General features: G+C 73.6%; 17 protein-coding genes. 9 read left to right on the top strand and 8 right to left on the bottom strand.

The window, feature by feature from the left end; genetic code table 11:
* Nucleotides 1–72: 72 nt before the first annotated feature.
* The 3 genes from speB to ABFX46_RS33020 all read left to right on the top strand — a co-directional run bounded on the left by speB (nucleotide 73) and on the right by ABFX46_RS33020 (nucleotide 4,483).
* Complete coding sequence (gene speB, locus ABFX46_RS33030) at nucleotides 73–1,137, top strand: agmatinase (RefSeq protein WP_346047843.1); 1,065 nt, start codon at nucleotides 73–75, stop codon at nucleotides 1,135–1,137.
* Nucleotides 1,138–1,253: 116 nt separating this feature from the next.
* Nucleotides 1,254–3,083, top strand: a complete 1,830-nt coding sequence (locus tag ABFX46_RS33025) for a glycoside hydrolase family 15 protein (protein ID WP_346047842.1) — start codon at nucleotides 1,254–1,256, stop codon at nucleotides 3,081–3,083.
* Nucleotides 3,080–4,483 carry a glucose-6-phosphate dehydrogenase gene (locus ABFX46_RS33020; protein ID WP_346047841.1) on the top strand — a complete coding sequence of 468 codons (1,404 nt, stop codon included), beginning with the start codon at nucleotides 3,080–3,082 and terminating at the stop codon, nucleotides 4,481–4,483. The genes ABFX46_RS33025 and ABFX46_RS33020 overlap by 4 nt, the downstream gene beginning before the upstream one ends.
* A gap of 1 nt (nucleotide 4,484) precedes the next feature.
* Here the strand turns inward: ABFX46_RS33020 and ABFX46_RS33015 are convergent, their stop codons facing one another.
* From ABFX46_RS33015 to ABFX46_RS32995, 5 genes are all read right to left on the bottom strand, one after another.
* A complete protein-coding gene (locus ABFX46_RS33015; protein WP_346047840.1) occupies nucleotides 4,485–5,285 on the bottom strand; it encodes an enoyl-CoA hydratase/isomerase family protein in 801 nt (266 codons plus the stop codon).
* Nucleotides 5,282–6,916, bottom strand: a complete 1,635-nt coding sequence (locus tag ABFX46_RS33010; RefSeq protein ID WP_346047839.1) for a GMC family oxidoreductase — start codon at nucleotides 6,914–6,916, stop codon at nucleotides 5,282–5,284. Before ABFX46_RS33010 ends, ABFX46_RS33015 begins: the two co-directional genes overlap by 4 nt.
* Before the next feature lie 170 nt (nucleotides 6,917–7,086).
* A complete protein-coding gene (locus ABFX46_RS33005) occupies nucleotides 7,087–7,953 on the bottom strand; it encodes an LLM class flavin-dependent oxidoreductase (RefSeq protein ID WP_346047838.1) in 867 nt (288 codons plus the stop codon).
* Nucleotides 7,954–8,119: 166 nt separating this feature from the next.
* The gene (gene ligA / locus ABFX46_RS33000) at nucleotides 8,120–10,111 is read right to left on the bottom strand and encodes an NAD-dependent DNA ligase LigA (RefSeq protein WP_346047837.1); all 1,992 of its coding nucleotides are present in this window, start codon (nucleotides 10,109–10,111) and stop codon (nucleotides 8,120–8,122) included.
* Nucleotides 10,112–10,190: 79 nt separating this feature from the next.
* Nucleotides 10,191–10,880, bottom strand: a complete 690-nt coding sequence (locus tag ABFX46_RS32995) for a TetR/AcrR family transcriptional regulator (protein ID WP_346047836.1) — start codon at nucleotides 10,878–10,880, stop codon at nucleotides 10,191–10,193.
* Between the two features lie 113 nt (nucleotides 10,881–10,993).
* Here ABFX46_RS32995 and ABFX46_RS32990 point away from each other — a divergent pair, with 113 nt between their 5' ends.
* On the top strand, nucleotides 10,994–11,680 hold the full coding sequence (locus ABFX46_RS32990; RefSeq protein ID WP_346047835.1) for a PaaI family thioesterase: 687 nt from the start codon (nucleotides 10,994–10,996) through the stop codon (nucleotides 11,678–11,680).
* Nucleotides 11,681–11,768: 88 nt separating this feature from the next.
* Nucleotides 11,769–12,647, top strand: coding sequence for an SDR family NAD(P)-dependent oxidoreductase (locus tag ABFX46_RS32985; RefSeq protein ID WP_346047834.1), 879 nt, complete (start codon nucleotides 11,769–11,771; stop codon nucleotides 12,645–12,647).
* Nucleotides 12,648–12,816: 169 nt separating this feature from the next.
* On the opposite strand, the gene ABFX46_RS32980 is transcribed toward ABFX46_RS32985, so the two are convergent.
* Entirely contained in the window at nucleotides 12,817–13,560 is a 744-nt protein-coding gene (locus ABFX46_RS32980) for a class I SAM-dependent methyltransferase (protein ID WP_346047832.1), read from the bottom strand.
* A gap of 104 nt (nucleotides 13,561–13,664) precedes the next feature.
* Here ABFX46_RS32980 and ABFX46_RS32975 point away from each other — a divergent pair, with 104 nt between their 5' ends.
* Nucleotides 13,665–14,600, top strand: a complete 936-nt coding sequence (locus ABFX46_RS32975) for an AraC family transcriptional regulator (RefSeq protein ID WP_346047830.1) — start codon at nucleotides 13,665–13,667, stop codon at nucleotides 14,598–14,600.
* A gap of 30 nt (nucleotides 14,601–14,630) precedes the next feature.
* On the opposite strand, the gene ABFX46_RS32970 is transcribed toward ABFX46_RS32975, so the two are convergent.
* Nucleotides 14,631–15,593: a YihY/virulence factor BrkB family protein gene (locus tag ABFX46_RS32970; protein ID WP_346047829.1), complete on the bottom strand. Its 963-nt coding sequence runs from the start codon at nucleotides 15,591–15,593 to the stop codon at nucleotides 14,631–14,633.
* 115 nt (nucleotides 15,594–15,708) lie between these two features.
* The gene (locus ABFX46_RS32965) at nucleotides 15,709–16,689 is read right to left on the bottom strand and encodes an arginase family protein (protein ID WP_346047828.1); all 981 of its coding nucleotides are present in this window, start codon (nucleotides 16,687–16,689) and stop codon (nucleotides 15,709–15,711) included.
* 224 nt (nucleotides 16,690–16,913) lie between these two features.
* On the opposite strand from ABFX46_RS32965, the gene ABFX46_RS32960 reads away from it, so the two are divergent.
* The 3 genes from ABFX46_RS32960 to ABFX46_RS32950 are packed head-to-tail and all read left to right on the top strand — an operon-like array spanning nucleotide 16,914 to nucleotide 20,099.
* Nucleotides 16,914–18,116, top strand: a complete 1,203-nt coding sequence (locus tag ABFX46_RS32960; protein ID WP_346047827.1) for a Rieske 2Fe-2S domain-containing protein — start codon at nucleotides 16,914–16,916, stop codon at nucleotides 18,114–18,116.
* Nucleotides 18,117–18,121: 5 nt separating this feature from the next.
* A complete protein-coding gene (locus ABFX46_RS32955) occupies nucleotides 18,122–19,144 on the top strand; it encodes an FAD-binding oxidoreductase (protein ID WP_346047826.1) in 1,023 nt (340 codons plus the stop codon).
* Between the two features lie 40 nt (nucleotides 19,145–19,184).
* Nucleotides 19,185–20,099: a VOC family protein gene (locus tag ABFX46_RS32950; RefSeq protein WP_346047825.1), complete on the top strand. Its 915-nt coding sequence runs from the start codon at nucleotides 19,185–19,187 to the stop codon at nucleotides 20,097–20,099.
* Nucleotides 20,100–20,139 lie beyond the last annotated feature (40 nt).

Genomic DNA, 20,139 nt, shown 5'->3' with positions numbered 1-20,139 from the left:
CGGACCGCTGGTCATCTACGCTGCGGTGATGCGGCCTGACTCTGCCGCCGCGCGAGCCTATGGAGAGCCGAAATGGCATTGCCGGAACGGTACGGGGCACAGTTCGGCCCCGACATCACCTTTCTGGGGGTGCCGCCCTGCACGTGGTCGGACCCGTCGACCTACGCCGGCGCCGACGTCGTCGTCCTGGGCGCCCCGTTCGACGGCGGCACCTCGCACCGGCCCGGCACCCGGTTCGGGCCGCAGTACATCCGGCAGACCTGCTACCTGCCGCAGGACGGCTCCCGGCCGTCCCTCGCGCTGCGGGTCGACGGGCTGCGGGGCGACCTCGCGGTGTACGACGCCGGGGACGTGGAGATGCACTCCGGCGACGCCGAACGCTCGGTGCGCGACCTCCAGAACGCCGTGCACACCCTCGCCCGCAACGGGGTGATCCCGCTGGTCCTGGGCGGCGACCACACCATCGCCTGGCCCGACGCCGCGGGTGTGGCCCGGCACCTGGGTGCGGGCCGGGTCTCGATGATCCACTTCGACGCGCACGCCGACACCGGCGACGTGCTGTTCGGTTCGCTGATCGGGCACGGCCAGCCGATGCGCCGGCTGATCGAGTCGGGCGCGGTGCGCGGCGACCGGTTCCTCCAGATCGGCCTGCGCGGCTACTGGCCGGGCCCCGACACCCTGGCCTGGATGGCCGAGCGGGGGATGCGCTCCTACGAGATGACGGAGATCGTCGCGCGCGGCCTGGACGACTGCCTGACCGAGGCGTCCCGGATCGCCACCGACGACTGCGACGGGGTGTTCCTGTCGGTCGACATCGACGTGTGCGACCCCGGGCACGCCCCCGGCACCGGAACCCCCGAACCCGGCGGCCTCACCGCCCGCCAGCTCCTGGACGCGGTCCGCCGCATCGCCTACGAGCTCCCGGTCGTCGGCATCGACCTCGTCGAGGTGTCCCCGCCCTACGACCACGCCGACATCACCTCCGCGCTGGCCAACCGCGTCGCGCTCGAAGCCCTCTCCGGCATCGCCCGGCGCCGCCGCGACGCCCGCGACGGCACCGCCTGGGATCCCCGCCGACCGCTCCTCGACGACCGCCGGCCCGGGTCGGGAGAAGGCGGTTCGACAGAGCGGCGGTGATCGGCGGTACCGCGCAAAGACTCGTCAAACTCGTGCGTGGGCCGGACCGGAGTGGAAATCGGCAGTGGCGTCCCCGAAGCGGTGGGGCGGTCCGTGCGCCGGAGGAGGAGTTCGCCATGCTCGATCCGGATCCGCCCTTCCGCCCGGTCCGCCGGCGGGACGGCTACCTCCCGCTGGAGGACCTGGGCCTGATCGGGGACGGCGCGACGGCGGCGCTGGTCGGCCTGGACGGTTCGATCCCCTGGCTGTGCCTGCCCCGCTTCGACGACGACCCGCTGCTGTGCGGCCTGCTGGACCACGAGCACGGCGGGCACTTCACCCTGACGGTCGAGGATTTGCGCGAGGCGCGCCAGTACTACGAGCCCGACACCGCGGTGCTGGTGACCGAGATGCGCGGCCCGGCCGGTCTGGTCAAGGTCACCGATGCGCTGGGGCTGCGCGCAGACGCGGACCTGTCCGACGACGCGGGCGCGAGCCGGGGCGAGCTGGTGCGGTCGGCCGTCGTCCTGGACGGGACCGTCCGCCTGCGGGCCGAGCTGCGGCCGCGCGGCGGCGCGCGGGCCCGGAACCTGGCCAGCGGCCTGGAGGTGCGGGCGTCCCGGCGGCCGGACCTGCGGCTGCACCTGCGCTCCGACCGTCCGCTGACCGGCCTGGACACCGTGCACGAGCTGCGGCACGGCGACCGCCTCGATCTGACGCTGTCGTGGGGGCGCGTGCACCGCCACCACCGGTTCGAACCCGGGGCGGTGCTGCGCGACACCGCGGAGGCGTGGCGCCGCTGGATGCGGACCTTCGGCTACCGCGGCCCGCAGGAGCCGCTGGTGCGGCGCGCCGCGATCACGCTGAAGCTGTGCGACGACTGGATCAACGGATCGCTGGTGGCGGCGCCGACCTCGTCGCTGCCCGCGCCGGTCGGCGGAGTGCGCAACTGGGACTACCGCTACGCCTGGATCCGGGACGCGGCCTTCACCGTGTTCGCGCTGCGCCGCGTCGGGTTCGCCAGCGAGGCGGACGCCTTCCTCGGCTGGGTCCTGGACGCCTTCGAGAACAGCCCGCAGCCGCGGATCATGTACACCCTCGGCGGCGATCCGGTCCCCGAGGAGGCCGAGGACGGCGCCCTGGAGGGCTACCGGCGCTCGGCGCCCGTTCGGTGGGGCAACGGCGCCGCCGACCAGCTCCAGCACGACATCTACGGCGAGGTCCTGGACTGCGCGGACCAGTGGCTGCTCTCCGGCGGCGACCTGCAGCCGGCGCTGTGGTCCGGGCTGGCGGAGCTGGCCGACACCGCCGCGACCGCGTGGCGCGAGCCGGACCAGGGCATTTGGGAGGTGCGCTGCGCGGGCCGGGTCTTCACCTACTCGACCGCGATGTGCCAGGTGGCCCTGGACCGGGCCGCCGGCATCGGCGAGCGGCTCGGCCTGCCGGGGCCGGTCGGCACGTGGCGCGCCAAGGCCGAGGAGCTGCGCCGGCTCATCCTGGAGCGGTCCTGGGACGAGGACGCGCAGTGCCTCAGCGAGCACCTCGACGGCGGCGGCGGCCTGGACGCGAGCCTGCTCGCGCTCCCGCTGCGGAAGGTCGTCCCGGCCGACCATCCGCGGATGGCCGCCACCACCGCGGCCGTGGCCGAGCGCCTGTCCGCCGGGGACGGCCTGCTCTACCGCTACCTGCACGACCGATCGCCCGACGGGCTGCCCGGCGACGAGGGGGCGTTCCTGCTGTGCAGCTTCTGGCTGGTCGACAACCTCGCCCTGCAAGGCCGGGTCGCGGAGGCCGAGGACCTGTACGACTCGCTGTGCGCGCGGGCCAGTCCGCTCGGTCTGCTGCCCGAGCAGATCGACCCGTCGACGGGAACGTTCATGGGCAACTTCCCCCAGGCGTTCAGCCATATCGGCGTCATCGCCGCCGGCGTCACCCTCGCCCGCGCGAGGGAGAGAGGGACACCATGATCAAGCGCCTCGTCGTCTTCGGCGCCACCGGCGACCTCAACGCCCGCTACCTGCTCCCGGGCCTGGCCGCCCTGTGCGCCGCCGGGCACCTCCCCGACGGGTTCCGGCTGGTCTGCGCCGACCGGAAGGGCTGGAGCGGGGACGAGTTCCGCGCCTGGGCGGCCGAGCAACTCGACCGGCACGCGGGCTCCGCACCCGCCGACGCGCGGGCCCGGGTCGCCGGCACCGCCGAGTACCGGCAGGCCGACGCCACCGACTCCGCCGACCTGGCCTCCCTCATCGGCGAGGAGGGGCCCGTCGCCCTCTACCTCGCGGTGCCCCCGGCGGTGTTCCCCGGCGACATCACCGCCCTGGGCCGCGCGGGCCTGCCGCCGGGCAGCCGGATCGTCCTGGAGAAGCCCTTCGGCGAGGACCTGGACAGCGCCCGGGAGCTGAACCGGCTGCTGGCCGAGGTCGTCCCCGAGCAGGCGGTGTTCCGCGTCGACCACTTCCTGGCCATGACCACCGTCCAGAACCTGCTCGGCAGCCGCCTGGCCAACCGCGTGCTCGAACCCCTCTGGAACAGCGCGCACATCTCCGAGATCGACATCGTCTGGGACGAGTCCCTCGCCCTGGAAGGCAGAGCCGGCTACTACGACGGCGTCGGCGCGCTCAAGGACATGGTGCAGAACCACCTCCTCCAGGTGCTGTGCCTGGTCGCGATGGAGCCGCCGCTCAGCCTCGGCGAGCGCGACCTGCGCGACCGCAAGATCGACGTCCTGCGCTCGATACGCCCCCTCACCGGCCAGGACGTCCGGCGCCAGACCCGCCGCGCGCGCTACCTCGCCGGCGGCGCCGGCGGCCGCGAGGTGCCCGCCTACATCGACGAGGACGGCGTCGACCCGCGCAGCACCACCGAGACCTTCGCCGAGGTGGAACTGCACCTGGAGAGCTGGCGCTGGTCGGGCACCACGTTCCGGCTCCGCAGCGGCAAGGCCCTCAAGAACGACCGCAAGGAGGTCGCCGTCCGCTTCCGGCCGGTCCCCCACCTGCCCTTCGGCCGCAACGGCGAAGCGCTGCCCAACGTGCTGCGTTTCGGGCTCGACCCCGAGGACATGACGCTGGCGCTCACCGGCATCGGCTCCGGCGCGCGAACCCTCACCCCGCTCACCATGACCGCGCAGATGGAGGCGCCCGACCTGCCCGCCTACGGCCGGCTGCTGCTGGACGTCCTGCACGGCAACGCCGCCCTGTCGATCCGGGGCGACGAGGCCGAGGAGGCGTGGCACGTCCTCGCCCCCGTCATGTCCGCCTGGGCCGGCGATCTCGTGCCGCTGCAGGGGTATCCGGCCGGCTCCGGCGGGCCCGCGGACGCGCTGGTCAGGGCCGACCCGCAGCACGGGCGCGAAACGCGGCCGTGAGCTACCAGCCCGGCGGCAGGGAGGTGAAGTCGGGGTCGCGCCCCTCGGCGAACGCCGCGAGCGCCTCGGCGTTGGCGGGGCCGCCCATGAGCCGCACGAACCCGTCGTTCTCCCGCTCCCGGGCCCGCCGGATCTCCTCCCGGAGCGGCGCGGTCATGTCGCGCTTGACCTCCCGCAGGCTGGAGATCGGACGCTTCGCCAGCGTGCCCGCGACCCGCCGCGCCTCGTCCATCAGGGCGGCGGGCTCGCAGACCCGCCAGACGAGTCCCATCTCCCTGGCCTCGGCCGCGGAGATCCATTCCGCGGACAGCAGGATCCACGCGGCGTTCTGGCGGCCGACCAGGCGCGGCAGCAGGTAGCTCGACGCGGCCTCCGGCGCCACGCCGAGGCTGGTGAACGGTGTCTTGAGCCGGGCGTCCGCGGACATCAGGACGAGGTCGGCGAACCCGATCACGGTCAGCCCGATGCCGAGGCCCAGCCCGTTGATCGCCAGGATGAGCGGCTTGTCGAACCCGGCGAGCGTGTCGATGAGGCCGATGAATCCGTGCTTGCCCGGCTTGAAGTCCGGGTCGGCCACCCGCTCGGCCATCTCCACGAGGTCGGTTCCGGAGCTGAACGCGCGGCCGGTGCCGGTCAGCAGCACCACGGCCACCGCGGGGTCCTCGGCCGCCTCCAGCAGGGCGTCGGTGAGCGCGTCGTAGAGGGCCTCGTTGAAGGCGTTGAGCGCCCCGGGCCGGTTGAGCGTGATCGTCCGGACGCGGTCGGCGTCCTCGACCAGCAGGATCGCGGTCTCCCCGGTCACTGCCGTCCCTCCGTCTCCAGCACCGTCTCCAGCACGAAGTCCGCGCAGCGCTCGCCGATCATGATCGAGGGCGCGTTGGTGTTGCCCCCGGTCACCGACGGCATGACCGACGCGTCGGCCACCCGCAGGCCCTCGACGCCGCGGACCCGCAGCCGTGGATCGACGACGGCGCGCTCGTCCGTCCCGATCCGGCAGGTGCCGACCGGGTGGTAGACCGAGTGGACGATGTTGGGCAGGATCCGGCGCAGCTCCGCGGGGTCGGCGTAGTCGGGCCCGGGACGGATCTCGCCCCGGTTGTCGCCGGTTCCCTCCATCACCTCGCGGACGATCGAGATGCCTTCGAGCAGCACGTCGGCGTCCTTGCCCGCCGACAGGTAGGCGGGGTCGATCAGCGGCGGCAGCGCGGGGTCGGGGCCGGCGATCCGGACCGTGCCCCGGCTCTCGGGGTAGATCAGCGTCGGGAACACGCTGAGGCCGGGCTTGGTCGTCGGCGGGCGCACCGCCTTGTCGCCGTCCTGGTTGGGGAACGGGTAGACCCAGTACAGCGCGTGCAGTTGCAGATCGGGGATCGCCCCGGCCTGGGACGTGCGGACGAACCCGGTGGCCTCGAACTGCGAGCCGCTGGCCCAGCCGGAGCGGCGCAGCCGCGCCTGGGCGAGCCCCCGCATGAAGTACGCCGGCGTCGGGCGCCGCAGCGCGGAGTCCATCTGGAAGGACACCGGCACGAACAGGTGGTCGTGCAGGTTGTCGCCCACCGGCAGGTCGCTGACCACCTCGATGCCGTGCCGCCGCAGGTGGTCGGCCGGGCCGATCCCCGACAGCTGCAGCAGCTTGGGCGAGCCGAACACGCCGGCGGAGACGATGACCTCCCGGTCGGCGGCGACGACCTGCGTCTCGCCGTCGGCGCCGACGACCTCGACGCCGGTCGCCCGGCCGCCGCTCACCACGATCCGGGTCGCGGAGGCGCCGGTGAGGACGAGGAGGTTGTCCGGCGGGTCGGTGCGCAGGTAGGCGCGGGCGGCGGAGTAGCGGACGCCGCGGTCCGCGCTGAGCTGGAAGACGCCGACGCCCTCCTGCTCGGGGCCGTTGTAGTCGTCCAGGAACGGGACGGACAGCCGGTCGGTCGCGGCGTCGATGAAGGCGCGGGCCGCGTCGGTGAGGCCCTTCTGGCGGCGCACCTTGACCGGCCCGCCGGCCCCTCTCACCTCGCCGGCGCCGTCCTCCCAGTCCTCGAGCCGCTTGAACGCCGGGAGGACGTCGTCGTACGACCATCCGGTGGCGCCGTCCGCGGCCCAGTCGTCGAAGTTCTGCCGGTTGCCGCGCACGAACAGCATGCCGTTCACCGAGCTGGAGCCGCCCAGCACCTTGCCGCGGACCTGCGGGATCACCCGCCCCCACGCCGACGTCTGCGGCACGGACTTGAAGCCCCAGTCCACGAGCCTCTTCAGCTGCGGCGTCGACATCAGCACCGCGACCGCGCCGGGGATCTCCAGCAGGTTCTTCACCCCGCGGGCGGTGTCCCGCCCGCCGGCCTCCAGCACCGCCACGCTCGCGCCGCTCTCGGCGAGCCGGCGCGCCACCGCGCACCCGGCGCTGCCCGCACCCACGACGACGTAATCGGCTCGGACCACGGGCTCCTCCGCGCACACCAGGGGGTTGGACAACTGTCCAGTCAACGTTCCAGAGCAAAGTAGAACACGTTCTACCAACTCCGCGCAACGGACCCCGCGCTCCTCCGTCCGGCGCGGTGCGCGCCCGCACCGGTCACCGGAGCGCGGTCCCCGCCAACCCCCTGGGCGGTCTACGCGCGGCCGGCGGCGACCAGTTCCCGCACCGCGGGCGCCACCTTCCGGCCGAAGACCTGGATCTCCGCGGGGTCGTCGCCGGCCAGGATGAAGGTGCCGAACCCATGCTCGAGAGCCAGCCCTGCGAGCTGCTCGGCCCACCGGCCGTCGTCGGCGTCCATCCGGTCGATGTTCAGCAGGCGCCGGATCTCCGCCGGTTCGCGGCCCGCCTCCCGCGCCGCCGCATCGATGACCGCGTTGCTCTCCGCGATCTCGTCCAGACCGGGGAGGTAGGACAGGGTCGGCAGCCAGCCGTCGGCCTTCGCGCCGGTCAGCCGCAGCATCCTCGGCTTGTAGGCGCCCAGCCAGATGCCGATGTCGTGCGCCGGCGCGGGACCGCGCTTGGCGCCGTCCACCTGGTAGTAGGTGCCGTCGATCCTGAACCGCGTGCGGTCGTCGGCGTCCCACACGCCGCGGATGACGTCGATCGCCTCGCTGAGCGCGTCGACGGCCTGCCCCGGCGCGAGCCGGCGGCCGCCCATGGCCTCGATGGCGTCCCAGAAACCGCCCGCGCCCAGGCCCAGCTCGAACCGGCCGCCGGACAGCAGGTCCAGGCTCGCCGCGGCCCGCGCCAGCACCGCCGGCGGCCGCAGCGGCAGGTTCACCACATTCCCCGACAGGCGGATGCGCTCGGTCCGCCCCGCCACGTAGGACAGCAGCGTCCAGGTGTCCAGGAAACGCGGCTGGTAGGGATGGTCCTGGAAGGTGGCGAGGTCGAGCCCGGCGTCCTCGGCGGCCCGCACCAGCCCCACCACCCGCTCCGGGTCCGCGTTGGACGGCGTGATGAAGGCCCCGAACTCCAGCCCGTGCCCGTAGTCCGACATGCCGTGATCCCCCTTGATCAGAATCGTGTCGTCCCCGCCCAACATGCCATCGGCCGCGTCCCAAAGCCACCGGCCGCGTGGGGTTCTTCCTCCGGGTGGACGATTCGGCCCGGCCGGCGGCCGGGCCGGTGATGACGCGTCCCCTTGATGACGGCGGGGGGTGGGGCTAGATCACGTTGGCTTCGGCCAGCCAGCGCCACAGCTCCTCTTGGGAGACGACCGTCACCCCCAGCTTCTCGGCCTTGGCGGTCTTGGAGGCACCGACGTTGTCGCCGGCGAGCAGGTAGTCGGTGTTGGCCGAGACCGAGGAGGCGGACGTCGCCGCCGCCTGCTCGACCAGGCGGGTGACGTCCGGGCGGCTGATCTTCGCGCCGGAGCGGGGGTCGGTGAAGGCGCCGGTGATGACGACGGACGTGCCCTTGAGCGGGGAGTCGCCCGCGGCGGCCGCGTCGACGGGGCGGTCCTCGGGGAGGACGTCGAGGTTCACGCCGCGCTCGCGGAGGGCCGCGATCTCCTCCCCCACGTCCGGGCGGGCGAAGAAGGCCACGATGCTCTCGGCGACCTTCGGGCCGATGTCGCGGATCGCCACCAGCTCGTCGGCGGTCGCCGCCGCGACGTCCTCGATGCGCTCGTAGCCGGCCAGGCACAGGCGCTTGGCGGTGCCCTCGGAGGCCATCGGGATCGCCAGCCCGATCAGCGCCCGCCGCAGCCCGATGCCCTTGGAGGACGCGATCGAGTCGACCATGTTCCCGGCGCTGACCTCGCCCATCCGCTCGTAGCCGAGCAATTGCTCGGCGGTCAGGTCGTAGAAGTCGCTGCGGCGCCTGAGCACGCCGTCCTCGGCGAGCTTCTCGATCCAGGTGTCGCCGACGCCCTCCATGTCGGCCGCCTGGCGCGAGGCCCAGTGCATCAGCCGGCGCGTCGCCTGGGCCGGGCACTGCAGGTTCACGCACCAGCGCTCCTCGCCGGTGCCGCGGACCTCCAGTTCGGCGCCGCAGGACGGGCAGTGCGCCGGCGGGACGATCTCGACCTCGCTCCCGTCGCGCCTCTCCGGCAGCGAGCGGCCCGCGAACGGGATCACGTCGCCGCGCCGCACGACCGCCACCGTGTCGCCGATCCGCAGGTCGCGCTCGCGGATGAGGCGCGGGTTGTGCAGCGTGATGTTCTCCACCGTCACGCCGCCGACGAACACCGGCGCGACCTTCGCGCGCGGCGGGACGCGGCCGATCTTGCCGACCGGCCACTCGACCGACAGCAGCGTCGTCAGCTTCTCCTCCGGCGGGTACTTGAACGCGATCGCCCCGCGCGGCTCGGCGCTGTTGAAGCCCGCCGCGTCGAACGCCACCGGTTCGTGCAGCCGCACGACCGCGCCGTCGATGTCGTAGTCGAGCCCGTCGCGGCGGCCGCCGATCTCGTGGATGGCGTCCATCACCTCCCCGGCGCTCGCGCACACGTACTGGGCGACCGGCTCGAAGCCCGCCGGGACGTCCACGGCGGCGCCGTCGCGGTCGGCGCCGAAGGCGAAGAAGCGCAGCAGCCGCCTGGCCTGCGCCGCGGCCTCGGGGTCTTTCAGCACCAGCGTCCCGGCGGCGCCCGAGCGCGGGTTGGTCAGCGTCCGGTCGGGGTGCGCCTCGTTGTAGGCCGCCCACACCGACCGGAGCATCACGGCCTCACCGCGGACCTCGACGCGCCCCGCCTCCTCGATCCGGGCCGGCAGGCCGGGGATCACGTGGCGCACCTTCTCGGTCACCAGCTCACCGACCGCGCCGGTGCCGCGCGTGGCGACGTAGTCGAGCTCCCCGCCGGTGTAGACGACGCTGAGCGAGAGCCCGTCGAGCTTCTCCGACACGCGGAAGACCTGGCCGCCGAAGCGCTCGCAGAACGCGCGGATCTGCTCCTCGCTCGTCGCCTTCGCGAGCGACAGCATCGGGCGCGCGTGCCGCACGGTCGGCCCGGTCAGCTCCGCCGGCGCGTTGACCCTGCCGAGCGGGCTGTCGGCCGGCTCCAGCTCGGGGTGCTCGGCGACGAGCGCCGCCAGCTCGTCCTTCAACGCGTCGTAGTCCGCGTCCGGCAGCGGGCTGTCCCCGGTGCCGTAGTACAGGTCGTTCAGCCGCTCGACCTCGGCGGTCAGCTCCGCGATGCGCTTGTCGACGTCCACTCTCCGATTAAACGCGAAGCCACCGACAGAGTCCGCGCCCCGATCTCCTGCGGCGGGCCGGCGGCGGCTTCCGGAGGCGTCAGGACGGGGATTCGAGGTAGCCGGCGATCGACTCGGCCAGCACGGCGCGGGCCTCGTCGATGTCGGTCCAGGTGCTCAGGCGCTGCTCCAGGTACAGCCCGTGGACGGCGGCCGGGAGCAGGTGGCGGACGCGCTCCAGGCGGTAGGCGTCGACGACGAGCCCGCGGAACGCCCGCGCGTAGGCGCGCCGCCACCGGCGGTCCCAGACGGCGAGCTGCTCGGCCGTGCGGGGGTGGGTCTCGGTGAACTCGGCGGTGCTGCGGGGCAGCAGGCCGCGCAGCGCCGCCACCGCGCGGCCGGCGGGCGAGTCGAGGCCCGACCAGAGCGCGTCGACGATCCGGCTCATCCGCTCGGCGACGGACCCGTCGTCCATCTCCGTCCACGGCAGCATGTCGCCCCGGTTCCCCAGCTCTTCGAGGACCGCGGCCCACAGCCCGTCGACATCGCCGAACTGGTGCTGGACCGTGCCCCAGGTGACTCCGGCGCGCTTGGCGATGAGGTTGGCGCTGACCTCGCCGCCGTGCTCGCCGTCGGCGAGCATCGCGATCGCGGTCCCGATCACGCGGGCGCGCGTCTCCAGGCCGCGCCGGTTGAGCCGGGCGCCCCGCGCGTTCAGCGGCGCGCCGGCGGTGCCGGGGCCCGCCGCGCCGTGCGGCTCCGCGGCCCGGTCGGTGGACGGCTCGGTCACGGTGCGATTGTAGATCGGGCGGGACGCCGGGCAGGGCGATACCGGCCGCAATGAGCATAGATATCTCTATGTGATGCTTGGTCACGCTGCCGCTTCCGGTATACGGTCGGCGCATGACGAGCCGCCCTCCCTTTCCCGAAGCGTCCGCGCTGAGCGTCGGCGGCTTCGTCCGCGACGACACGCCCACCCCCGAGGTGGACCGCCGGGAGGCGGTGCTGGCGTCGCTGGCCGGGACCGTCCGCGAGCTGGTCGACGCCGCGATCCGCACGACCGTCGACGACGACGAGGTGCACCGGATCCGCGGCGACCTCGCCGGGATCGTCGACCGGCTGCGGGCCTCCCAGCTGCCCGGCCCGGCCGGCGTCAGGTTCAACGGCGAGATGCGGGCCTGGAACTGGGGCAATGCCGTGGTGGGCGCGGCGAACGCGATCGCCCCGCCCCTCGAGGTGGTGCACGGCTCGTCGGGATGCCATGCCGACGTGGTCCTCGGCGCGGCCTACGAGGGCCCTCCCGGCCTGGTCCACGGCGGGGTCTCCGCGATGCTCCTCGACCACATCATGGGGGTGACGGCGTCCGCGATGCGCCGGACGACCTTCACGGGGACGCTCACCATGCGCTACCGGCGCGGCACCCCGCTCGGGCCCCTCCGGCTGGAGGCGAGCATCGCCCGCGAAGAGGGGCGCAAGGTGTTCGTCGTCGCCTCGATCGCCGATGCCGAGGGCGTGACCGTCGAAGCCGACGGGATCTTCATCGAGCCGGCGGGGCTGCGCACCGACCCGCGGGAGCAACCGTCAACATAGAGACCACTATGTCTTTGGCCGCCGTGGTCGCCGTCCGGAGGGAGCTGCCACCGATGTCCCCTGCACCTGCCGCCGGAGCCAGGCCCTCATGAGGCCGCTCGCGGACGGCGGCGTCGCCGTCGTCACCGGCTCGTCGCGCGGCATCGGGCTCGCGGTGGCCCGCGCGCTGGCGGACGCGGGAGCGTCCGTCGTGGTCAACGGACGCGACCCGGCGGCCCTCGACCGCGCCGTCGCCGACCTGGGCGCATCGGCGCGAGTCGTCGGCGTGCCCGGCTCCGCCGCCGACCCCGGCGTCGTCGACGCGCTCCTCGGCGCGGCGCGGCAGCTCGGAACCCCGGACATCCTCGTCAACTGCGCGGGCACCGCCGAGCCCGCCGCGTCCTCCATCCTGGATATCGCGGTGGACGACTGGCGCTCGCTCATCGACGTCCACCTCCACGCGACCTTCCTGACCTGCCGGGCCTTCGCTCCGGTCATGGTCGAGGCGGGACGCGGCTGGATCGTCAACACCGGTTCGCACGCGTTCACGGGGGCCTTCGGCGGGACCGGCTACCCGGCGGGCAAGGGCGGCGTGAACAGCCTGACCTACGCGCTCGCGGCCGAGCTCCGCGAGTACGGCGTCCGGGTGAACGCGGTCTGCCCAGGCGCGGAGACGCGCCTGTCCACCGGCCCCGACTACGCGGCCGCCATCGAGCGGCTGCACCGGCGGGGCATCCTCGACGACCTCATGCACGCCGGGGCGCTGGCGCCGCCGCCCGCCGAGTACGTCGCGCAGCTCTACCTCTACCTCGCGACGACCGGGTCACCCGACGTCACGGGCCGGGTCTTCGCCGGCGCGGGCGGCTACATCGGCGAGTTCCCGCGTCCGGCCGAGCAGTACCTCGGCTGGCGCGACCACGAGACGTCCCCGCCCTGGACCCCGGACGAGATCGCCGCGATCATCGAGCCGGACCACGGACCGCACTGAGCGGGGGCGGCATCGCAGCCCGGCGCCGGCGACCTGGTGGGCGAGCCGGCGATCTCCGCGCAGATGAGTCCGCAGGAACGGCCCCGCCGACGTGAGTGCCGCGGCCGGGGACACCCGCACGACCACCCCGCGCAGCCGCCCGGCCGCGCCGGGCGACGGCCATCGGGTCTCAGGGGCGGGTCGCCTGCACGAAGGTGATCCGCCCGAACCTGTGGTCGGCGTGCGCGACCTCCCGCGCGTCGCTGAACCCGGCCTCGGTGAGCAGCGCGGCGATGCCGGGGTCGTGGTCGCCGTCCCCGGCCGGTCCGTGCGCCGTCCTGGGGCGCCGGAGCCGGGGCAGGTGCCGGAGGGCGTGGGCCGGGCCGTGGCCGTGTGCGCCGTGGCCGTCGTCCCCCGCATCGGACGAGGGCCCGCCGAAGTCGACGATCGTGATCGTCCCGCCGGGGCGGAGGGCGCGCAGCGCCTCGCGTGCGAACGCGCTCCGGCCGTCGTCGTCCAGATGGTGCAGGGCCAGGGACGAGACCACGTGGTCGAAGGAGGCGTCCGGGGCGGGGATGCGGTCGGCGTATCCCCGGACGAGGGTGAGGGCCGCGCCGCGGCGGCGGGCCTTCCGCGCGGCCCTGCGCAGGGCGTCCCCGTCGGGGTCGAGTCCGGTCACCCGCGCGTCCGGCCGGGCGGCGAGGACGGCGAACGACAGGTTGCCCGTCCCGCAGCCGACGTCGGCCACCGCCTGGCCGGGCCGGACGGCGGCGAGTTCGACCGCGCGCTCGTGCAGCGCGCGGACGCCGCCCAGCCGGGTGAAGGCGTCGTAGAACGGCAGGAGCCAGGTCTTGCCCGCTCCGGGCAGGAACGGGCGGTCCCGCTCCTCCGGAGTCCGCTGGTCGAGGATGCGTACCTGGGTGGAAGCCGGCATGGGTGCCCCTTGTGCGATCGGTGGCGGGTCTGCCCGCGGTCGGTGTCGTCACCAGCCAGTCTTGGACATTCCGCGTTCGCCGAGCAGGACATACCTTGGGCGTCATGGGACATTCTTCGGTCGGTGCCGCGCCGGGGTCCGGGTCGAGGCTGCGCACGGTGCGGCTCGACGGGACGCCCGTCTACCGCTACCAGCAGCGCCCCGGCGCGCCCGCCGTCTCGGTGACCCGGTTCGACACCGCGACCGCCCACTCCGCGCTCCCGCCGAACCACCGGCACGCCCACGACTTCCTCGTCCTGGTCTACATCGAGGAGGGCACGGGCTCGGTCGCCATCGACGGCGCCGACCGGCCGCTGCGCGGCGGCGACGTCCACGCCCTGTCGCCCGGGCAGGTCATCGGTGTCAAGACCGTCACCGAACTGGCCCGCTGCGACGCCTGGTCGGTCGCGTTCACGCCGGACGCCGTCCCGGCCCTCGCCTCGGTGTCCCCGCTGACCTGGATGCACCACCCCCTCCTCGCCCTGTTCGCCCCGGCCACGGGACGCGGCCGGGTCGCCGAGGCCGACCGGGCCGCCTGGTCGGCGTGGCTGGCGGACCTGGCCGGGGAACTCGCCGACCCGGGCCGCCTCGGGGCCCGCGAGGCCGTCGCCGCCACGCTCACCCGGCTGCTGGTCGCGTCCGCGCGGCTGGCCCCGTCCGCCCCGGCGGCGCCGGACCCGCTCGTCGAGCAGGTCTTCGCCGAGATCGAGTCCACGTTCCGCGATCCGGTCTCCGCCGCGGACGTCGCCCGCGCGCTCGGCTACACCCCCGGGCACCTCACGACCGTCCTCCGCAAGCGCACCGGACGCCCCCTGCTCGAATGGATCACCGAACGGCGCATGATCGAGGTCCGGCGCATGCTGCGCGAGACCGACCTGCCCCTCGACGCCGTCGCCGCCCGGACCGGCCTGCGCGACGCGACCTACCTCGTCCGGCGCTTCCGCAACCGCTACGGCATCACGCCGCAGCGGTGGCGCCGCACCGAACAGTCCTGGCCCTGACGACCCCCGGCGGCCAGAGCGGCGGGAACGTCAGTCCGGGTGGTCGCGGGACGGCGGGTCGAAGTCGACGTCGACGTTCTCGAAGCCCTTGTGGCGCTCGGTCTCGGCGTAGGAGGCGTAGGCGCGCCGATCCGCCGCCGTCAGCTCGACGTTGTCGGTGAAGGGCGTCAGAAGGCTGCGGGGCCACAGCCTCCGGTCGCGGACGGCGTTGATCTCCGCGCCGGCCACGAACGTGACCGCGCCCAGGTAGATCCACGTCAGCAGCCCGAGCACGATGCCGAACATGCCGTAGGTGGCGGTGGCGCCCTTGAGCATGTGACCCAGCAGGAACGTCCCGGCCCACTGCAGGACCTGCCAGACCAGCGCGGCCGCGATCGCCCCCGTCCGGACCTGGGCGATCGTCAGGGGCCGGGCACTGAGCACCCGGTACACCACCATGAACAGCAGGGTGTTGACGGCCACCGCGAACACGACGGCCCCCGACCGCACGGCGACGCCGAAGACACTGGCGTAGGCCGTCACCGCCGACAGCAGCGTCGTCGCCAGGAGAACCCCGCCGCCGACGGCCAGAAGCGCCAGGCTGCGCACCCGGGCCGCCACGGGGTTCGGCCGGGAGTTGCGCGGCACCCCCCACACCTTGTTCAGAGCGTTCTGGGCGGCCTGCACGACGCCCAGGCCGCCGTACAGACTTCCCACGACACCCGTCACCAGAGCGAGGACGTTCCCCTGGAGCGAATGGATGTTCGCGCCGATCTGGTCGCCGATGACGGGAAACTGCGCAAGCGCGGAATCCAGGACCCGCTCCTGCAGACCGGGGTTGCCCTGCAGCGCGAACCCCAGCCCGGTCACCAGCAACAGCAGCAGCGGGAACAGCGACACGAACCCGTAGTAGGTGATCATCGCCGTGAGGTACGCGCCCTGGTCGTCCACGAACTTGTACACCACCGCGAGCGGCAGCCCCACCCAGCCATGCCGCCTCTGATAGGCGTCCACGCGACCGACCACTCCCACGGGCCTCCCCTTCCCCGCGCACCAGCACCGAACCCGCGCGCCGCCGGCGCGCGGCGGGGTGCGGCCCGCAGCCGGGCGGCCGCCTCGCGCTCCGCCGTCAGCGGCGGGAGCGGGAGGCGGCGAGGTCCAGGCATTCGAAGATGACCCGCGCCGCCAGGTTCCCCGTGGTCTCGTGCAGATCGTGCGGCGGGCTCACGGTGTTGACGTCCACGTGGACGATGTCGAGCCGCCAGAGCAGCCGGAGGAACGCCAGCGCGCTCCGGACGTCGGGTCCGCCCCACTCGGGTGAGGCCACACCGGGCGCGGCGGAGGGGTCGAAGAAGTCCATGTCCCAGCACAGGTAGACCGGGCGGCCGCTCAGCATGGCGACGACGTCGTCCGCGACGGCCTCCGGCCCGTGCGCGCAGAACTCGTCGCTGCCGATCACGCGATGCCGTCCCGCGGCGACGGCCGACGCGGTCCCGTCCGGTGCGATGCCCAGGCCCCGGGGCCCGACGTGGACGACGCTCTCCCTGCCGACCAGGCCCTCCTCTTCGGCGCGCAGGAACGTCGTCGACGTCGTGTAGAGACCGGCTCCGGGGACGTCGAACGCGTCGGTGTGCGCGTCGACGTGGACGACGGCCAGATCCGGGAACCTCCGGCTCACCGCGCGCAGCTGAGGGAGGCTGACCGACCCGTCGCCGCCCATGGTCACGGGCAGCGTGCCGTGGTCGAGAATGGCCGACACGGCGCGCTCAATGGCGGGGAACGCCTGCTCCACTTTGCCGGGGACCACGTCGGCATTGCCGTAGTCCACGACGTTGAGTTCCGCGATGGCGTCGCGGTCGGAATGGAAGAGGAATCGGCGTTCCGGAGGGGCGCTCCGGCGAATGTGCTCGGGTCCTTGGCGGCATCCGATCCGGCGCGCGTTCGTTCCGGTGTCGAAAGGGATGCCCAAGATCGCCGCGCGGGCCCGCGCGCGGTTCCCGGAATTCGCCCGGGGTACGCCGGCGAACGTCCCGACGTCGTACGGGCTGAACGGGTCTCCCCCGGGGAGCGGGTCCCCCGCCGCGATCGGGGCCGGTCCGGGATCGGTCATGGCTGTCCTCCTCGGTCGCGCGGAGCTCGCACGATGCCGGTCCGCACCTTGCCAGGAACGGCCGAGCGCGAGCGCGTTCCTGCCCTCATGGGCAAGCGGGCCGCCCGAAAGGGCATCCCGACAGTGCCCGACGGGCGCAGGTGCGCGGACGGCCGGCGAACCTAGCATCGCCGTATCGGAAAAGGCCTTCACCGGGCATGAGGAATAGAGCAGGAGAACGAGCCATGACGGAGACCTCCGCGCGCAAGTCCGCACCGGGCGCATTGGCCCGCCGGCAGTTCGAGCCGTATACGAGGGCCTCCTGGGGCCTCATGAACCACTGGTACCCCGCGTTCTTCAGCGAGGAATTGGCCGAGGACGAGGCGAAGGGCACCAGGATCTGCGGAATTCCCATCATCCTGCGCCGGTCCAACGGCAGGGTGTTCGCGCTGCGCGACCAGTGCGCGCACCGCGGGGTGCGCCTGTCGATCAGGCCGGCCTGCCTGACGAAGGACACGCTGACCTGCTGGTACCACGGCTTCACCTACGACCTGGAGTCCGGGAGGCTGGTCACGATCGTCGCGGCGCCCGACGACGAGATCGTCGACGGGGTGCGCCTCCAGGTGTTCCCCGTCGAGGAGCGCAACGGCCTGATCTACGTGTTCGTCGGGGACGAGGGGTACAGCCCGGTGCCCGGCCTCGCCGACGACCTGCCCCCGAAGGTGGACCCGGACTACGAGCACCAGGTGCCGCACCTGCTCGACGAGGACGCGGTCGTGCTCGGCCTCCGGCGCACCGTGGCGTCCAACTGGCGGCTGGGCGTGGAGAACGGCTTCGACCCGGGGCACAACTGGCTCCACCGCGACAGCCCCATCGTCATCGCGCTCGACACGGCCCTGCCGCTCGGGCTCGTCCCGACCGGCCCCGGCGCGCTGACCACGTTCGAGGGCGCTGGCCCCAAGGGCATCCGCAACGAGTGGGACTCGGGCGACTACGACGTGGTGATGCGGTCGGAGAAGCTCGGCCTGGAGGCGCGCGGCAAGAACACGATCCCCGGCCTGCGGACCTCGATCTTCCTGCCGGGCGTGCTGATGGTGGAGAACTGGCCGGCGTCCGGGCTGGTGCAGTACGAGTGGTACGTCCCCATCGACGCCGAGCACCACGAATACTGGGCCGTGCTGGCCGCGAGCTGCCCGACCGCCGAGGCGCGGGAGAAGTTCGTCTACGAGTACGAGCACCTCTGGAAGGACGCGGCGCTCGGGGTGTTCAACGACGACGACCTGTTCGCCCGGGAGGCGATGGAGAACTTCTACGCCGAGGGCGGCACCGGCTGGGACGACGAGCAGCTGTGCTCCATGGACGCGGTCATCGTCGGCTGGCGCAAGATCGTCTCCCGCTACGCGCGCGGGTACCAGACGCCGCAGACCAACCCCTCACCGAAGCTCTGACCACCGTGAACGCTCATGTGGCGACGATCCGGTTCGAGGACGGCGAGGATGTCGCGTTCCCGGTGCCGGAGGGCGGCAGCGTGCTCGACGCCGCCGACGGGGCCGGCTGCTTCCTGGCCTCCCAGTGCCGCGCGGGCAGCTGCGGGACGTGCGCGGCGACGCTGACGCGGGGGCGGACGCGCGACGTCCCCGGGCGCGCGCAGTCGCTGCTGCCGTCCGAGCGGAGCGGCGGGACCCGCCTGCTCTGCTCGACCCTCCTCGACGGCGACGCGACCTTCGAGGTCCCGTACCCGATCGGCCTCGTCCTGGACCGCCCGGCGAAGGGGCGGGCCCGGGTCACGTCCGCGGAACGGCTGTCCGGCACCGTGACCGAGCTGGCGCTGGAGCTCGCCGACCCCCCTGAGGCCGGGTTCCTGGCCGGGCAGTACGCGCGGCTGAAGGTGCCCGGCACGGACGAGTGGCGCTCGTACTCGATGGCGACGTGCGGCGCGCGGCTGCCGGAGATGCGGTTCTGCGTCAAGCTGATCCCCGGCGGCGCGATGACCGGCTACCTGGAAGAACGCTGCGAACCGGGCGACGAGATCGAGCTGGAGTACCCGCTCGGGGCGTTCACGCTCCGCGAGTCGGCCGGGCCGCACATCTTCGTCGCCGGCGGAACCGGGCTCGCGCCCGTCCTGGCGATGCTCGACGAGCTGCGGACGCGGCGCGGCCCGAAGCCCCCGGTGACGCTCTGCTTCGCCTGCCAGTCCGAGAACGACCTCTTCTACCTGGACGAGATCGAGATGCGCGGCTTCTGGATGCCGTCCCTGCGGGCCAGGGTCGCGGTGACCGAGGGCGCGCCGGAGTCCCCCGGCGTCGGGACGGGCACGCCCGTCTCCCTGCTCGGGCCCGAGCCGCTCGCGCCGGAGAGCCGCGCCTACGTCTGCGGACCGCCCGGAATGATCACCGCGGCCGTCGCCCGGCTCGGCGAGCTCGGCGTCCCGCCGGACCGGATCCACACCGAGAAGTTCGTCGCGACCGATGTGTGAGCGCGGCAGGCACCCACCCGGAAGGAGACATGACGTGGGCATGTCCGAACGTCCTGACCACACCGCGGCAGGCGAGGGCCGGCCGAGCCCCCGGCAGCTCGGCTACGTCGGCATCGACGCCACCGACGTGGGCGAGTGGCGGCGGATCCTCGCGCTGCTCGGCTGCGAACTCGACGGCGGGGGCGACGGGCCGGTCCGGGCCGCGGTCGACGACCGGCTGTACCGGCTGTCCGTCCACCCGTCCGAACGGGACGACGTCGCCCACCTGGGCTGGGAGCTGGAGGACCGCGCGGCCCTGCACGGCCTCGTGGACGGGCTCCGGCGGGCCGGCATCGAGGTGGAGCACGACGCGGAGTGCGCGGCCGAGCGCGGCGTCGCGGAGCTGTACCGCACCACCGACCCCGCCGGCACCAGGGTGGAGCTGTACCGCGACGCCAAGCGGGCGACGTCGGACCGGTCCGGACTGGCCGAGCGCTTCGTGGCGGGCCCCATCGGCTTCGGCCACGCCGTGCTCGTCACCGCGGCCTACGAGGCGGCCCAGGCGTTCTACGTCGACCACCTCGGCCTGCGCGTCAGCGACCGGATCGTCACCGACCAGGCGATGGACGCGACGTTCCTGCGGTGCAACGCCAGGCACCACAGCCTCGCCCTGGTGGACGGGTCCCGCTCCCCCGGGGCGCGGAAGCTGCACCACGTGCTGCTCCAGGTCGCGGACCTGACCATCGTCGGGCAGACGCTCGACCGGTGCCTGGACGCCGGCGTCGAGATCGCCCAGTCCGTCGGCAAGCACACCAACGACCTGATGACGTCCTTCTACGTCGAGACGCCGGCCGGGATCCAGATCGAGTTCGGGACCGACGGACGGCTGATCGACGAGTCGGCCTGGCAGGTCACGACCTACTCGTCCCCGTCGATCTGGGGCCACCGCTCGGACGAGGGATTCCGCATCGGGTGACCCGGGGCGCGCCCGCGCGCCCGGCACCTCCGCACACGCA

Origin of the sequence: Actinomadura chokoriensis, from assembly GCF_039529475.1 — a bacterium.
GTDB classification, from domain to species: Bacteria; Actinomycetota; Actinomycetes; order Streptosporangiales; family Streptosporangiaceae; genus Spirillospora; species Spirillospora bangladeshensis.
Note: the sequence above shows the minus strand (reverse complement) of the source record. Positions and strands in the feature narration are given on the sequence as shown.

Coding starts and splice junctions, on each gene's coding strand:
- speB (WP_346047843.1), top strand. CDS start 73: ATGGCATTGCCGGAACGGTACGGGGCACAGTTCGGCCCCGACATCACC.
- ABFX46_RS33025 (WP_346047842.1), top strand. CDS start 1,254: ATGCTCGATCCGGATCCGCCCTTCCGCCCGGTCCGCCGGCGGGACGGC.
- ABFX46_RS33020 (WP_346047841.1), top strand. CDS start 3,080: ATGATCAAGCGCCTCGTCGTCTTCGGCGCCACCGGCGACCTCAACGCC.
- ABFX46_RS33005 (WP_346047838.1), bottom strand. CDS start 7,953: ATGTCGGACTACGGGCACGGGCTGGAGTTCGGGGCCTTCATCACGCCG.
- ABFX46_RS32990 (WP_346047835.1), top strand. CDS start 10,994: ATGACGAGCCGCCCTCCCTTTCCCGAAGCGTCCGCGCTGAGCGTCGGC.
- ABFX46_RS32985 (WP_346047834.1), top strand. CDS start 11,769: ATGAGGCCGCTCGCGGACGGCGGCGTCGCCGTCGTCACCGGCTCGTCG.
- ABFX46_RS32980 (WP_346047832.1), bottom strand. CDS start 13,560: ATGCCGGCTTCCACCCAGGTACGCATCCTCGACCAGCGGACTCCGGAG.
- ABFX46_RS32975 (WP_346047830.1), top strand. CDS start 13,665: ATGGGACATTCTTCGGTCGGTGCCGCGCCGGGGTCCGGGTCGAGGCTG.
- ABFX46_RS32965 (WP_346047828.1), bottom strand. CDS start 16,689: ATGACCGATCCCGGACCGGCCCCGATCGCGGCGGGGGACCCGCTCCCC.
- ABFX46_RS32960 (WP_346047827.1), top strand. CDS start 16,914: ATGACGGAGACCTCCGCGCGCAAGTCCGCACCGGGCGCATTGGCCCGC.
- ABFX46_RS32950 (WP_346047825.1), top strand. CDS start 19,185: ATGTCCGAACGTCCTGACCACACCGCGGCAGGCGAGGGCCGGCCGAGC.